This is a genomic window from Agrococcus sp. TSP3-2-1, assembly GCF_049897585.1.
In the GTDB taxonomy this organism is placed as follows: Bacteria; Actinomycetota; Actinomycetes; order Actinomycetales; family Microbacteriaceae; genus Agrococcus.
In genome coordinates this window covers 22,485-35,804 of sequence record NZ_JAFCWN010000008.1, presented here as the reverse complement: position 1 = coordinate 35,804, position 13,320 = coordinate 22,485, and the positions used below count along the sequence as shown (strand labels likewise).

The 13,320-nt window shown below is 72.8% G+C and carries 13 protein-coding genes; 3 read left to right on the top strand and 10 right to left on the bottom strand.

Features of this window, described 5'->3' with window-relative positions; all coding sequences use genetic code 11:
* Positions 1-62 precede the first annotated feature (62 nt).
* Positions 63-854, top strand: a complete 792-nt coding sequence (locus ACP7BI_RS11700; RefSeq protein ID WP_425846453.1) for a DUF4870 domain-containing protein — start codon at positions 63-65, stop codon at positions 852-854.
* 3 nt (positions 855-857) lie between these two features.
* Here the strand turns inward: ACP7BI_RS11700 and hemW are convergent, their stop codons facing one another.
* Genes hemW through lepA form a run of 3 tightly spaced genes read right to left on the bottom strand, consistent with a single transcriptional unit; the run spans position 858 to position 4,547 of the window.
* On the bottom strand, positions 858-2,063 hold the full coding sequence (gene hemW, locus ACP7BI_RS11695) for a radical SAM family heme chaperone HemW (RefSeq protein ID WP_425846451.1): 1,206 nt from the start codon (positions 2,061-2,063) through the stop codon (positions 858-860).
* Position 2,064: 1 nt separating this feature from the next.
* On the bottom strand, positions 2,065-2,700 hold the full coding sequence (locus ACP7BI_RS11690; protein WP_425846449.1) for a DUF1990 family protein: 636 nt from the start codon (positions 2,698-2,700) through the stop codon (positions 2,065-2,067).
* Positions 2,697-4,547 carry a translation elongation factor 4 gene (lepA, locus tag ACP7BI_RS11685; RefSeq protein WP_211448825.1) on the bottom strand — a complete coding sequence of 617 codons (1,851 nt, stop codon included), beginning with the start codon at positions 4,545-4,547 and terminating at the stop codon, positions 2,697-2,699. Before lepA ends, ACP7BI_RS11690 begins: the two co-directional genes overlap by 4 nt.
* A gap of 220 nt (positions 4,548-4,767) precedes the next feature.
* On the opposite strand from lepA, the gene rpsT reads away from it, so the two are divergent.
* Positions 4,768-5,028 carry a 30S ribosomal protein S20 gene (gene rpsT, locus ACP7BI_RS11680; protein WP_211448823.1) on the top strand — a complete coding sequence of 87 codons (261 nt, stop codon included), beginning with the start codon at positions 4,768-4,770 and terminating at the stop codon, positions 5,026-5,028.
* A 188-nt stretch (positions 5,029-5,216) separates the two neighbouring features.
* Here rpsT and ACP7BI_RS11675 read toward each other — a convergent pair whose 3' ends face one another.
* The 4 genes from ACP7BI_RS11675 to speB are packed head-to-tail and all read right to left on the bottom strand — an operon-like array spanning position 5,217 to position 8,667.
* The gene (locus ACP7BI_RS11675; RefSeq protein WP_425846446.1) at positions 5,217-5,888 is read right to left on the bottom strand and encodes a cyclase family protein; all 672 of its coding nucleotides are present in this window, start codon (positions 5,886-5,888) and stop codon (positions 5,217-5,219) included.
* Positions 5,878-7,254, bottom strand: coding sequence for a purine-cytosine permease family protein (locus ACP7BI_RS11670; RefSeq protein ID WP_425846444.1), 1,377 nt, complete (start codon positions 7,252-7,254; stop codon positions 5,878-5,880). Before ACP7BI_RS11670 ends, ACP7BI_RS11675 begins: the two co-directional genes overlap by 11 nt.
* A gap of 44 nt (positions 7,255-7,298) precedes the next feature.
* Entirely contained in the window at positions 7,299-7,697 is a 399-nt protein-coding gene (locus ACP7BI_RS11665; RefSeq protein WP_425846442.1) for a nuclear transport factor 2 family protein, read from the bottom strand.
* On the bottom strand, positions 7,675-8,667 hold the full coding sequence (gene speB / locus ACP7BI_RS11660) for an agmatinase (protein WP_425846440.1): 993 nt from the start codon (positions 8,665-8,667) through the stop codon (positions 7,675-7,677). Before speB ends, ACP7BI_RS11665 begins: the two co-directional genes overlap by 23 nt.
* Positions 8,668-8,765: 98 nt before the next feature.
* Between speB and ACP7BI_RS11655 the strand changes: the two genes are divergently transcribed.
* A complete protein-coding gene (locus tag ACP7BI_RS11655) occupies positions 8,766-9,350 on the top strand; it encodes a helix-turn-helix domain-containing protein (protein ID WP_425846438.1) in 585 nt (194 codons plus the stop codon).
* Between the two features lie 24 nt (positions 9,351-9,374).
* On the opposite strand, the gene holA is transcribed toward ACP7BI_RS11655, so the two are convergent.
* The 3 genes from holA to ACP7BI_RS11640 are packed head-to-tail and all read right to left on the bottom strand — an operon-like array spanning position 9,375 to position 13,159.
* Complete coding sequence (holA, locus tag ACP7BI_RS11650) at positions 9,375-10,373, bottom strand: DNA polymerase III subunit delta (protein ID WP_425846435.1); 999 nt, start codon at positions 10,371-10,373, stop codon at positions 9,375-9,377.
* A gap of 9 nt (positions 10,374-10,382) precedes the next feature.
* Positions 10,383-12,581: a ComEC/Rec2 family competence protein gene (locus tag ACP7BI_RS11645; protein ID WP_425846432.1), complete on the bottom strand. Its 2,199-nt coding sequence runs from the start codon at positions 12,579-12,581 to the stop codon at positions 10,383-10,385.
* The gene (locus tag ACP7BI_RS11640) at positions 12,581-13,159 is read right to left on the bottom strand and encodes a helix-hairpin-helix domain-containing protein (RefSeq protein ID WP_425846429.1); all 579 of its coding nucleotides are present in this window, start codon (positions 13,157-13,159) and stop codon (positions 12,581-12,583) included. The genes ACP7BI_RS11645 and ACP7BI_RS11640 overlap by 1 nt, the downstream gene beginning before the upstream one ends.
* Positions 13,160-13,320 lie beyond the last annotated feature (161 nt).

Sequence of the window (13,320 nt, the reverse complement as noted above, 5' to 3'; positions counted from 1 at the left end):
GCGCACAATGGCCGTGCGGAACGTCCGCAGACTTCGCGGACCATTCACGAAAGGCACTCCCCATGTCCGACCCCAACGTGCCCCGCCGAGACGATCAGCACGACCCGACCGACCCCTCCGTCGAGGGCTTCTCGGTCACCCACGAGCAGCACGCAGCCCCCAGCGCGCCCGCAGCTCCCGCGCTCGGCCAGCCGGCCGAGCCGTTCTCCGCTCCCGCGGCCGGCAGCGCACCCGGCGCCCCGGGCCAGCCGGCGTTCGGCGCGGGGGGCGCGGACCCCAACCGCCAGTGGAGCCAGCCGCAGCCGGGCCAGCAGGGCCAGCCGCCCGGCGGACAGCCCGGGTACGGCCAGGGCGGCTACGGCCAGCCCGGATACGGCCAGCCCGGCAGCCAGCAGTACGACGCGCCGCAGTACGGCTCGCCCCAGCCCGGGTCGCCGCAGTACGGCGCCCCCGGTCAGCCGCAGTACGCGGCCGGCGCCCCGATGTCGCCCGTCGACGAGAAGAACGCCGGCATGTGGGGCCACCTCTCGGGCCTCTCGACGATCGTCACCGGCGGCTTCGGCGGCTGGATCGGGCCGCTCATCGTCTACCTGATCTACAAGGACCGCAGCGCCTTCGCCCGGCAGGAGTCGAAGGAGGCGCTGAACTTCGGCATCTTCATGACGATCCTGGTCGTGGGCATCTGGGTGCTCGCCGTCGTGCTCGGCATCATCACCTTCGGCATCGGCTCGATCCTCGGCGCCTTCTACTGGGTGCCGCCGCTGCTGCAGGTGATCTTCTCGATCATCGGCGGCGTGCGCGTCAACGCCGGCGGCTCCTACCGCTACCCGTTCAACTGGCGGCTGGTGAAGTAGGCCCTACGGCAGCAGGCGCCGCACGACGGCGTCGGCCAGCAGCCGCCCTCGCAGCGTCGGGATCACCCGGCCGGCGAGGGCGGCTCTGCCGTCCACGAGGCCATCGGCGACGAGTCCCGCGACCGCGCGGCGCCCCTCCGCGTCGAGCACGTCGATCGCGAGCCCCTCGGCGATCCGCGACTCGAGCAGCACGCGCTCGACCCGGCGCGTCTCGTCGTCGAGCACCTCGCGCGCGAGCGCGGGCGACGACGCCGCGACGAGCCGATCGCGATACGCGGCGGGGTGCTTGACGTTCCACCAGCGCACACCGCCGACGTGGCTGTGCGCGCCGGGGCCGAAGCCCCACCAGTCGTGCCCGCGCCAGTAGGCGAGGTTGTGGCGCGCCACCTTGTCGCCCCGCGCCCAGTTGGAGATCTCGTACCAGGAGTAGCCCGCCTGGCCGAGGGACGCATCCGCCGCCTCGTACATCGCCGCCTGCAGGTCGTCGTCGGGCGCGGCGAGCTCTCCACGGCGGATGCGTCGGGCGAGCGCGGTGCCCTCCTCGACGATGAGCGCGTAGGCCGAGACGTGGTCGGGCGCCATCGCGACGACCGCGTCGAGCGATCGCTGCCAGTCGGCGAGCGACTCGCCCGGCGCGCCGTAGATGAGGTCGAGGCTCACCTCGAGGCCCGCCTCGCGCGCCCACTCGACGACGAGCGGCACGCGCTCGGGGTCGTGCGTGCGGTCGAGCGCGGCGAGCACGTGCGGCACCGCCGACTGCATGCCGATCGAGACGCGCGTCACGCCGCCCGCGCGCAGCTGCACGAGCCCGGCGAGGTCGATCGAGTCGGGGTTCGCCTCGACCGAGACCTCCGCGCCCTCGGCGAGCCCGAACGCATCCGTCACGCCCGTGAGCATCGAGACGAGGTCGCCCGAGGGCAGGAGCGTGGGCGTGCCGCCGCCGAAGAAGACGGTCTGCATCGGGCGGAGCGGCCCGAGCTCGCCGAGCACCTCGCGCGCGAGGCGGATCTCGGCGGCGACGTCGCCGGGGTAGCCCGCGCGGCTCGCCCCGCGCAGCTCGTCGGCCGTGTAGGTGTTGAAGTCGCAGTAGCCGCACCGCACGGAGCAGAACGGCACGTGGATGTAGGCGCCGAAGGGCGCGTCGGCCGCGGTGCCCTCGGGCAGCCGGCCGTCGGCCGGAGCCGCCTCGCCGTCGGGCAGGCGACCCACGTCAGCGCACGTCGATCGAGCGCAGCACGTCCATGTAGCGGTCGTGGTACTTCGCGCGCAGCGCCTTCGAGACGGGCGCGCCGAGCTTGGCGTACCAGGCGGCGTTGCGGACGATCGCGCGGAAGTGCAGGAAGACGGTCTCGTCCTCGGCGATCTCGACGGTGAAGCGCTCCTCGCCCGCCTCGGGGTGGCCCTCGAGCGAGCCGAGGATCACGCCGTGGCTGTTCGGCTCCTCCTCGACCGCGATGACGCGCATCGGGGCGTGGAGCTGGATGCCGAGGAAGCGGATGCGCTGGTCGATCGAGTCGCCCGGCTGCAGGAACGGCTCGCCGTCAGGCCCGAAGTCCTGCTGCGGCTCGACGCTCGCGGCGCGCGTCGCCTCGCCGTCCTGGAAGCCGACCGGGCGGTAGACGGTGCCGTCCTCGGTGCCGACGACGTCGACCTCGATGCCCGCGAGCCGCTGCACCTTCCAGGTGCGCAGCGCCGCGACGGCGGCGTCGAAGCGCGGCCGGCCGTGGCCGATGCGCGAGCGGCGCTGCACGACCTCGAAGCCCTTCGGCGGGAAGCGCGTGAAGTCGAAGTGGGAGGTGGCGCCGACGGCGCCGTAGTTCGTCGAGCGCTCGCGGATGGGCTTCACTTCGCGTCCTTCTTCGACTCGCCGCTCGAGAGGGCGGCGATGAACGCCTCCTGGGGCACCTCGACGCGGCCGACCATCTTCATGCGCTTCTTGCCCTCCTTCTGCTTCTCGAGCAGCTTGCGCTTGCGGGAGATGTCGCCGCCGTAGCACTTCGCGAGCACGTCCTTGCGGATCGCGCGGATCGTCTCGCGCGCGATGATGCGCGCGCCGACGGCGGCCTGGATCGGCACCTCGAACTGCTGCCTCGGGATGAGCTCCTTGAGCTTGCCCGCCATGAGCACGCCGTAGGCGTAGGCCTTGTCGCGGTGCACGATCGCGCTGAACGCATCCACCTGCTCGCCCTGGAGCAGGATGTCGACCTTGACGAGGTCGCCCTCCTCCTCGCCGTCGAGCTCGTAGTCGAGCGAGGCGTAGCCCTGCGTCTTGGACTTCAGCTGGTCGAAGAAGTCGAAGACGATCTCGCCGAGCGGCAGGCGGTAGCGCAGCTCGACGCGGTCCTCCGACAGGTACTCCATGCCGCCGAGCGTGCCGCGGCGCGACTGGCACAGCTCCATGATCGCGCCGACGTAGTCCTTCGGCGCGAGAATCGTCGCGCGCACCATCGGCTCGACGATCGAGTGGATCTTGCCGTCGGGGAACTCGCTCGGATTCGTCACGGTGTGCACGACGCGGTCCTCGGTCTGCACCTCGTAGATGACGCTCGGGGCGGTCGCGATGAGGTCGAGGTTGAACTCCCGCTCGAGCCGCTCGGTGATGATCTCGAGGTGCAGGAGGCCGAGGAAGCCGCAGCGGAAGCCGAAGCCGAGCGCGACGGAGGTCTCCGGCTCGTAGACGAGCGCCGCATCCGACAGCTTGAGCTTGTCGAGCGCCTCGCGCAGCACCGGGTAGTCGCTGCCGTCGATCGGGTAGAGCCCTGAGAAGACCATCGGCTTCGGGTCGGCGTAGCCCTTGAGCGGCTCGGTCGCGGGGGCGCGGAAGGTCGTGACCGTGTCGCCGACCTTCGACTGGCGCACGTCCTTCACGCCCGTGATGAGGTAGCCGACCTCGCCAGCGCCGAGGCCCTTCGCGGGGACGGGCTCGGGGCTCGAGACGCCGATCTCGAGCAGCTCGTGGCGCGCGCCGGTCGACATCATCTGGATCTGCTCGCGCGGCGAGAGCTTGCCGTCGACCATGCGCACGTAGGTGACGACGCCGCGGTAGCTGTCGTAGACCGAGTCGAAGATCATCGCGCGAGCGGGGCCGTCGACGTCGCCCTGCGGCGCGGGGATCGTGCGCACGACGCGATCGAGCAGCGCGTCGACGCCGACGCCCGTCTTGCCGCTCACGCGCAGCACGTCGTCGGGGTCGCCGCCGATGAGGCCGGCGATCTCGGCCGCGAACTTGTCGGGGTCGGCGGCCGGCAGGTCGATCTTGTTGAGCACCGGGATGATCTCGAGGTCGTTGTCCATCGCGAGGTAGAGGTTCGCGAGCGTCTGCGCCTCGATCCCCTGCGCGGCGTCGACGAGCAGGATCGCGCCCTCGCACGCGGCGAGCGAGCGGCTCACCTCGTAGGTGAAGTCGACGTGACCGGGGGTGTCGATCATGTTGAGGGCGAAGGTCTCGCCGTCGAGCTCCCACGGCATCCGCACCGCCTGGGACTTGATCGTGATGCCGCGCTCGCGCTCGATGTCCATCCGGTCGAGGTACTGCGCGCGCATCGAGCGGTCGTCGACGACGCCCGTGAGCTGCAGCATCCGGTCGGCGAGGGTCGACTTGCCGTGGTCGATGTGCGCGATGATGCAGAAGTTGCGGATGCTCGCGGGATCGGTCGAGGCAGGCTCGAGTGCCTTGGTCGCTCTGGGGCTCACGGGTCCTTCTCGATGGGGGTCTCGATGGAGTGGTGCGGAATGGTCCATTCTCCCACAGCGGATGCGTCGGGCCGCGTTGCGACCGCGGGCGGCGCGCTGGTAGAGTCGTTCGTTGGCTTCCCCTTCTTCCGCGTGCCCGTCGCGCGAGGGCGGGTCGCGGCGGGGCTCTGCAGGAGCGCAAGCCGCCGCCAACCATCTTCCGATCAGAACAGGACCCCACGTGGCGAACATCAAGTCGCAGATCAAGCGCATCCTCACCAACCAGAAGGCGACCGACCGCAACCGCGCCGTCAAGAGCGAGGTCAAGACCGCTGTGCGCGAGGCCAAGAAGGCCATCGCCGCCGGCGACAAGGCCGTGGCGCAGGAGAAGGTCGCCGTGGCGGCGCGCAAGCTCGACAAGGCTGCCTCGAAGGGCGTCATCCACAAGAACCAGGCCGCGAACCGCAAGTCGTCGATCGCGAAGCAGGTCGCCGCGCTCTGATCTGAGCAGCAGCGCTGACAGGCGGGGGCCCGATGGGTCCCCGCCTTCGTCGTCCCCCGCCGGGCGGTCACTTCCGCCCGCGAGCGGTCACTTCCGCCCGCGAGCGGTCACTTCCGCCCGCCGAGCGGTCACTTCCGCGCGTGAGCGGTCAATTCCACCCCCGAGCGGTCACTCCCGCGCGTGAGCGGTCAGTCGAGGAAGGCGACCGCGCGCACCGGGGCGCCGTCGCCCGCGAGGCGCAGCGGGAAGAAGCCCACCCGCACCCGCGTCGGCAGCCCCTCGAGACCGCGGATGTTCTCGATGATGAGCCCGTCGGCGCCGAGCACGACCTCGTGGACCGGGAACGACGCATCCGCCGCCCCCGTCGGGTCGGGGCTGAGCGTGTCGACCGCGAGCACCCGCATGCCGCGACGCTGGAGCTCGCGCGCCGCGTCCGGCGCGAGCGCGGGATGCTGCAGCGCGAGCCCGGTGCCGAAGTGCGCGGCCCAGCCGGTGTCGATGAGCACGATCGGCGGCAGCCGCTCCGGCAGCGAGCCACTGGCCTCGAGCTCGCGCCAGCCGTAGACGTCGCCGGCCGAGAGACCGGGCACGCGCATGAGGAGCGCCTCCCCCACGAGCTCGTCGAGCGCGACGTCGGTCATCGTGCGGCCGCCCTCGATCGAGTGCGAGGGGGCGTCGACGTGCGTGCCGGTGTGCGAGCCCATCCGGATGCTCGCGACGTCGACGCCATCGGCTGCGACGGTGAGCGCGGGAGCGATCCGCACCTCCGGGTCGCCGGGATAGACCTGCATCCCGTCGACGACGGGATGGCTCAGGTCGACGATCGTGCCGCGACCCTTCCCCGTGGTCTCAGCGCGCATCCGCCGTCTCGGCCAGGTGCGGCGCGCGCTCCGGTGCACCCTTCGCGCGGCTCGGCCACGAGAGCGCGAGGTAGAGCACGAAGGTCACGACGAAGCTCGGCACGGTCGCGCCGAACGGCAGCGGCCACACGTACGCCCAGACGTAGGCGAGCGCCGCGCCCACGACCCACGCGCCGACGGCGACCCAGTTGACGCCGCCGGTGTACCAGTAGCGACCGCCGCGCGCCTCGAGGATGTCGGCGCTGTAGGCGCGGCGCTGCAGCAGGTAGTAGTCGACGATCATGATCGCGAACACCGGCGCGAAGAGTGCGCTGATCGTGACGAGGAACGTCGTGAACTGGTCGAGCAGCCCGAAGAAGGTCGCGCCGATGATCGAGATCGCGCCGAGGATGAGCGCGCTCGCGAGGAACGGCACGCGCTTGCCCGGCAGCGCGTTCACGACTGTGGTGACCATGCCGTAGACGACCATCGTGTTGGTGGCCATGACCGAGAGGAAGATCGCGACGGCGAAGAGCGCGCCGAAGGGCTCGATGATCGTCGTCGGGTCGAAGGCCACCGGCTCGCCGCCGCTGAGCACGACGTAGCCGATCGCGGTCGCGCCGACGGTCATCGCGGTGACGGTCGAGAGCGTGTAGCCGACGCCAGAGCCGATCGCGCCGCCCTTCGTCGTGCGCGCGAAGCGGTTGAAGTCAGCCGAGAGGACGGTCCACGAGATCGCGGTCGCGAGCACGACGTCGAACATCAGGCCGGGCGTGTAGAACGGCTCGGCGGTGCCGGGGATCGCCGCGAACTCGGCGGGCGTGAAGGTCGAGAAGGCGGTGATGAAGACGTAGGCGGAGATCGCGAGGATGACCGCGGCGAACCACGGCTCGACGCGCGCGACGCCCGCGTGGCCGAAGATCGCCAGGATGACGACGACCGTCTGGCACAGCACGGCGAAGATCACCGGGCTCGAGAAGCCGGTGACCGCCTCGACGATGTAGTTGAGCGAGATGCCGGCGAGCATCGCCTGCACCCAGCTCCAGCCCATCAGGATCACGAGGTTCGCGGCGGCGGGCAGCAGGCTGCCCCGAGTGCCGAACGGGCCGCGCGTGAGCGCCATCGTCGGCAGGCCCGTGCGGGTGCCGATCGCGCCGATCAGCACGAGCACCGACGCACCGAGCACGGTGCCGCCGACGATGAGGCCGAGCACGAGGCCGTACGGCACGTCGGGCACGAAGAGCGTCCCGGTCAGCAGCGTCGTCACGACGAGGTTCGCCGCGAGCCAGATCATGAGCATGCGGCTGGACGAGTAGGTGCCGCGGACGGGACCGGCGTCGTCGGCGCTCGCCTCCAGTCGGCGTTCGAGGCGGGAGTAGAGCGACATCGGTCTCCTTCGACGGGTGGGGCTTGGGACGGGACAGGGAGTGATCAGGCGAGCGGCGAGAGGTGCTCGTGCACGGCGACGAGGCGGTCACCGTCGACGGCGAAGACGATCGACTCGCGCTCGCGGTACGACTCGCGACCCTCGCCCGTCGCGACCGTCGTGTCGACGGTGTGGCTGAAGACGGCGCCGCCGGGCAGCGGCTGCACGAGCGGCTCGCTCGAGGCGCACGAGACGACGTGCCAGCCGCTCTCGACCCACGTGCTCCAGAGCCGCTCGTACTCGGCGCGGCTGTCGAGCCGGGTGGGCTCGGTGTGGAAGACGAAGGATGCGTCGTCGGCGAAGGCGGCGAAGTAGCGCTCGCCGTCGGTGGCTGCGAAGGCGTCGACGATCGCGACCGCCGCGGCCTCGACCTCGGCGGCGTCAGGCGTCCGCACTGCCGTCACCGGAGGCATCCGCCGTCGGCGCCATCGCGCTCAGCAGCTCGTAGACGACGTGGCTCGCCGCGATCGCGGTGAGCTGGGCGTGGTCGTAGGCGGGGGCGACCTCGACGACGTCGGCGCCGACGATGTGCAGGTCGGACAGCGCGCGCAGCATGCGCAGCAGCTCGCGGCTCGTGAGACCGCCGGCCTCGGGCGTGCCGGTGCCGGGCGCGTGCGACGGGTCGAGCACGTCGATGTCGATCGAGATGTAGAGCGGCGCGGAGCCGATGCGCGCGCGCATGCGCTCGATCGCGGCGGCGACGCCGTGCTCCTCGACGAACTCGCTCGTCACGACCGCGAAGCCGAGCCGCTCGTCGTCGACGAGGTCCTGCTTGTCGTAGAGCGGACCGCGCGTGCCGACGTGCATGCTCGCGGTGAGGTCGATGAGCCCCTCCTCCGACGCTCGGCGGAACGGCGTGCCGTGCGTGATCGGGGCGCCGAAGTAGGTGTCCCACGTGTCGAGGTGCGCGTCGAAGTGCAGCACCGCGACCGGCCCGTGCTGCTTGGCGATGTCGCGCAGCAGCGGCAGCGCGATCGTGTGGTCGCCGCCGATCACGACGATGCGGTCGGCGCTCTCGTGGAGGGCGCGCGAGCCGGCCTCGATGTCGGCGACCGCCGCCTCGAGGTCGAAGGGGTTCGCGACGATGTCGCCCGCGTCGGCGACCTGCTGCGCGCCGAACGGGAAGACGTCCTGCGCCGGGTTGTACGGGCGCAGGAGTCGCGAGGCCTCCCGCACGTGCGACGGGCCGAAGCGCGCCCCGGGCCGGTAGCTCACGCCGCTGTCGAACGGCACGCCCGCCACCGCGATGTCGGCGCGGCCGACCTCATCGAGCCGCGGCAGCCGGGCGAAGGTGGCGATCCCGGCGAAGCGCGGTACCGCGCTCGCGTCGACCGGTCCGCGCGGCGTCGAGGGACGATTCTCGATGGGTTGCATGTTAGACAACTTTCGATACGCTTCGTGCAACTAGTGTGGTCACCGTACGCCCGTCGCCGAGCGTCCGTCAAGGTGAGCGACCAACAGCGAGGATCGACATGCGCCCCATCCACCCCGATGCCGACGACAGCTCCATCGCCATCGGCGCGAGGCTGCGATCTGCGCGCACCGCGCAGGGCATGTCGCTCAGCCAGGTCGCGGCGACGTCGGGGCTCTCGAAGGGCTTCCTCAGCCGGCTCGAGCGCGATGAGACGTCGCCGAGCGTCGCGACGCTCGTGCAGCTGTGCCAGGTGCTCTCGTTGCCGGTGGGCGCGCTCTTCGAGGAGCCGGACGTGCAGCTCGTGCAGTGGGCGGATGCGCCGCGCATCAACCTCGGTGGCGTCGGTGCGGATGAGCGCATGCTCTCGCCGCGCGGGCAGGAGCAGCTGCAGGTGCTGCGCTCGGAGCTCGAGCCCGGCGCGCACGGCGGCTCGGAGCTCTACACGATCAGCTGCGAGGTGGAGGTGCTGCACGTCGTCGCGGGCGCGGTCGAGGTGCGCTTCGCCGATCGCACCGTGCTCGTCGGTGCGGGCGATGCGCTGACGATGCCGGGCCGCGAGCCCCACACGTGGCGCGTCGCGGGCGACGAGCGCGCGGTCGCGATCTGGGTGCTCGCCCCCGCCCCGTGGAGCGGCTCGGCGTAGCCTGCGGCCAGCGGTCGCGGGCCGTCAGGCGCGCGCGGCGAGCTGCCGCACGAGTCGCTCGACCGCGTAGTGCGGGTCGCGCTCGGCGCCCTTCACGGCGTGGTCGGCGTGGGCGATCGCCTCGATCGCGTCGCACAGCGTCGCATCGGTGTAGCCGCGCAGGTCCTTGCGGGCGTTCCGCACCTGCCAGTCCTGCATGCCGAGCTGCCGCGCGGCCTGCGAATCGCCGCCGCCCGCGCCGGAGACCTTCGCGAGCTGCCGGAAGCGCATCGCGAACGCGGCGACGATCGGCACGGGATCGGCGCCGGTCGCGATCGCGTGCCGGAGCGTGACGAGCGCTGTCGCGACGTCGCCCGCGATCACGGCGTCGACGACGGCGAACGCCGTCGTCTCGACACGGCCCGAGTAGTAGGTGCGCACGACCTGCTCGGTGACGTCGCCCTGCGTATCGAGCGCGACTTGGCGCACCGCGTTCGCGAGCTCCGCGATGTCGGAGTGGAACGCATCCACGAGTGCGGCGATCGCGCCCGGCGTCGCCTCGCGCTCGAGCAGCCGCAGCTCGCCGCGCACGAACGGCACGAGCTCGTCACGCTTCAGCGGCTGGCACACCACCTCGATCGCGCCCGGCGTCTTGCGGATCGCGTCGAGCATCTTCTTGCCGCGCACGGTCGAGCCGTCGTGGCGGATGACGAGGGTCGTGCCATCGACGGGCGAGGCGAGGTAGCGAAGCACGTCGGCGATGAGGGCGTCGGTCGCCTTCACGCCGTTCCCGACGCGCACGAGCCGCGGCTCGTCGAAGAGCGAGGGGCTCGCGATGAGCTCGAGCGCGCCGTCGATGTACTGGCCGGCGTCGACGTCGTGGATCTCGAGCTCGGGATCCTCCATGAGCAGCAGCGCGCGCAGCCGCTGCATCGCGCGATCGGCGAGGAACGACTCCTTGCCGAACACGAGCACGACCGGCGCGGGAGACACCTGCTCCCACGTGATCTTCGGGATGGCGATCTTGGGGACGCTCGCTGCCACGCCTCCAGCCTACGGCGGGCCGCCGACGCGCTCCGACCACACGCGCACGCCGCCCTCGTCGACCGCGAGCGCGATCGTGCCGAGCTCGTCGGTGCGCAGCGCCTGGCCGCCGGCCTCCCGCACGAGCCGGAGGGACGCATCCGTCGGGTGCCCGTAGTCGTTCTCCCCCACGCCCACGAGCCCGACGGCGGCACCGATGCGGCGGTAGAGGGCGGGCAGCTGGTCGGCGGAGCCGTGGTGAGCGACGACGACGACGGATGCGCTCGGCACGCCCGCGCGCAGGAGTCGCGATTGCGCCTGCGCACCGAGGTCGCCGAGCACGACGAGCTCGAGCCCGCCGCCCGGCGCGTCGATCGCGACAGCGACGCTCGCGTCGTTGCCCGGTTCGTTGTCGGCGATCGGCCAGAGCGCCTCGACGCGCAGCTCGCCGAGCGCCCACGCGTCCCCGCGGCGGGCCTCGTGCGTCGCGGCACCGGTCGCGGCGAGCTCGGCGACGAGCGCCTCGGATCGCTCGTCGACCGGACCGTGCACGAGCAGCCCGACCCGGCCGAGCAGCGCGCTCGCGCCGCCCGCGTGGTCGATGTCGAAGTGGGTGAGCACGAGCAGGTCGACGCGGCGCACGCCGAGCGCCGTGAGGCAGCCGTCGATGCGCGACGGCTCGGCGCCGGCGTCGACGAGCACGGTCGCGCTGCCATGGCGCATGAGCGTCGCGCTCCCCTGCCCGACGTCGCACTGCGCGATGCTCCAGTCGGCGAGCGCGCCCAGGCGCACGCTCGGCCAGGCGGCGAAGCCCGCGGCGACGAGCCCGACGGCGGTGGCGATCGCGACGCTTCGCGCGATCCGGCCGCGCGCATGACCGACGAGCACGGCGGCGAGCATGGCGGATGCGGTGAGCGCGCCCCAGGGGGCGACCGGCCACGGCACTTGGGCGGCCGGCAGCTGCTGGGCGACCATCGCGACCTGCGCGATCCATGCGGCGGGGAGCCACGCGACCCACGCGAGGCCCGCCGCGACCGCGGGCGCGAGCGGCGACGCGAGGCAGGCCGCGAGCCCGACGACCGTGACGATCGGCGCCGCCGGTCCGGCGAGCAGGTTCGCGAGCACGGAGACGGCGCTCACGCTCGCGTCGAGCCCGACGAGCACCGGCAGGCACCAGAGCTGCGCGGCCGCCGGCACCGCGACGAGCGCCGCGATCGGCATCGGCAGCACCCGCGAGAGCGCCTCGGCGATCGGGCGCCCGTGCACGATGAGGCCGCACGTCGCGAGTGCCGAGAGTGCGAAGCCGGGGCTCGTCGCGAGGTGCGGCTGCGCTGCGAGCACGAGCAGCACCGCGAGCGAGAGCAGCGCGACGGCGCCTGCTCGCCGCCCCGTGACGACGCCGACGAGCGCGATCGCGGCCATCGCTCCCGCCCGCACGACGGACGGCTCCGGCGTGACGAGCACGACGAAGCCGGCGAGCGCTGCGGCCGCGACCGCGACGCGGACCGGCCGTCGAGCGCCGAGCGCTGCGGCGGCTTGGAACGCTGCGCCGACGACGATGACGCAGTTCGCTCCCGAGACCGCGGTGAGGTGGCTGAGCCCGGAGTCGAGCATCGCGGCCCGAAGCGTCGCGCTCACGCGTCGCTCGTCGCCGATCGTGAGACCGGGCAGCAGCTCGCCGCCCATGCCGGGCAGCTGCGCGGACGCCGCGAGCAGTCCGTCGCGCAGCGTCCCCGCCCATGAGGCCCAGCCGGCCGGCTCACCGACCTCGAGCGAGCCGCAGGTGATGAGCCAGCGCGAGCCGTCGAGCCACGCGTCGCAGCGGCCGACCGCGGTTGCGCCGATCGCGAGCGGCGCATCCGGCGCGCGCAGCAGCATCGCGCTGCGCGCCGAGCCAGCACCGTCACAAGCCGTGACGACGACCTCGGTCGGCGCGACCTCCCCGAGCACCAGCAGGGCCAGCTCGTCGCAGCGCTCGAGCTCGCTCGATGCCGCCGCGTCAGCGCCCACGAGCAGCGGGCACGCGAGCGCGGCGCCGACCGCGATCGTCCGCACCAGCGCCGCGGCCCGCTGGCTGCGCCTCGCGAGCACGTGCGCGAGCAGCAGGCCGCCGGCCGCGACTGTCGCGCACACGCTCGCCGCGGGCGTCAGCGCGACCGGGTGCGGACTGAGCCCCGCGAGCAGCGCCCACGCGATCGCGACCGGCAGGGCGAGGCGCAGGTCGCGCATCAGAGCGTCACGAGCGGCGTGAGGGTCGCGAGCAGCGCCGGCCCGATGCCCGGCACGTCGTCGAGCTGAGCGAGGTCGGTGAAGGGCCCGTGCTCGTCGCGGTGGGCGATGATCGCGAGCGCCAGCGACGGGCCGACGCGCGGCAGCGATTCGAGTGCCGCCTGATCCGCCTGGTTGAGCGACACGAGCCCGCCAGCCGCGACCCCGCTGCCGGGCGCACCGGGCTGCGGGGCCGCGGCCGCCTGCTCGACGGTCGGCACGACGAGCTGCTCGCCGTCGACGACGGGGCGCGCGAGGTTCAGCGCGCCCGGCGCCGCTTCGGCGCTCGTGCCGCCGGCCCGGGCGAGCGCGTCGAGCACGCGCGAGCCGCTCGGCAACCGGTACACCCCCGGCCGGGCGACCGCGCCCTGGACATCGACGACGAGGTCCGAGGCGGCCGTCGCGACCGGCTCCGCGACGATCGTCGCAGGCGCGGCGTCCTGCACCATGCGCTGCGCGACGCCGCCGGCGACGGCGCCCAGGACGAGCAGCACTGCGGCGCCCGCGCCGAGCCGCCAACGCGCATCCGTCCCGGCCATCCGGGAACGGTAGGACGGATGCTTCGGCGCTGGCGCCGTCGCGAGGGCGGTCTGTGGATCAGCCGCGCTTCGACACGGTCAGCGCGCTGCGCGCGCGGATCGGCGGACCCTGAGCCGGTGCGCGCCGGAGGCGCTCACCGAGCCGAAGGGCAGCCAGCGGA

Coding starts and splice junctions, on each gene's coding strand:
- ACP7BI_RS11645 (WP_425846432.1), bottom strand. CDS start 12,581: ATGCGCGACCTGCGCCTCGCCCTGCCGGTCGCGATCGCGTGGGCGCTG.
- ACP7BI_RS11670 (WP_425846444.1), bottom strand. CDS start 7,254: ATGTCGCTCTACTCCCGCCTCGAACGCCGACTGGAGGCGAGCGCCGAC.
- ACP7BI_RS11675 (WP_425846446.1), bottom strand. CDS start 5,888: ATGCGCGCTGAGACCACGGGGAAGGGTCGCGGCACGATCGTCGACCTG.
- ACP7BI_RS11700 (WP_425846453.1), top strand. CDS start 63: ATGTCCGACCCCAACGTGCCCCGCCGAGACGATCAGCACGACCCGACC.
- speB (WP_425846440.1), bottom strand. CDS start 8,667: ATGCAACCCATCGAGAATCGTCCCTCGACGCCGCGCGGACCGGTCGAC.
- ACP7BI_RS11640 (WP_425846429.1), bottom strand. CDS start 13,159: ATGGCCGGGACGGATGCGCGTTGGCGGCTCGGCGCGGGCGCCGCAGTG.
- ACP7BI_RS11655 (WP_425846438.1), top strand. CDS start 8,766: ATGCGCCCCATCCACCCCGATGCCGACGACAGCTCCATCGCCATCGGC.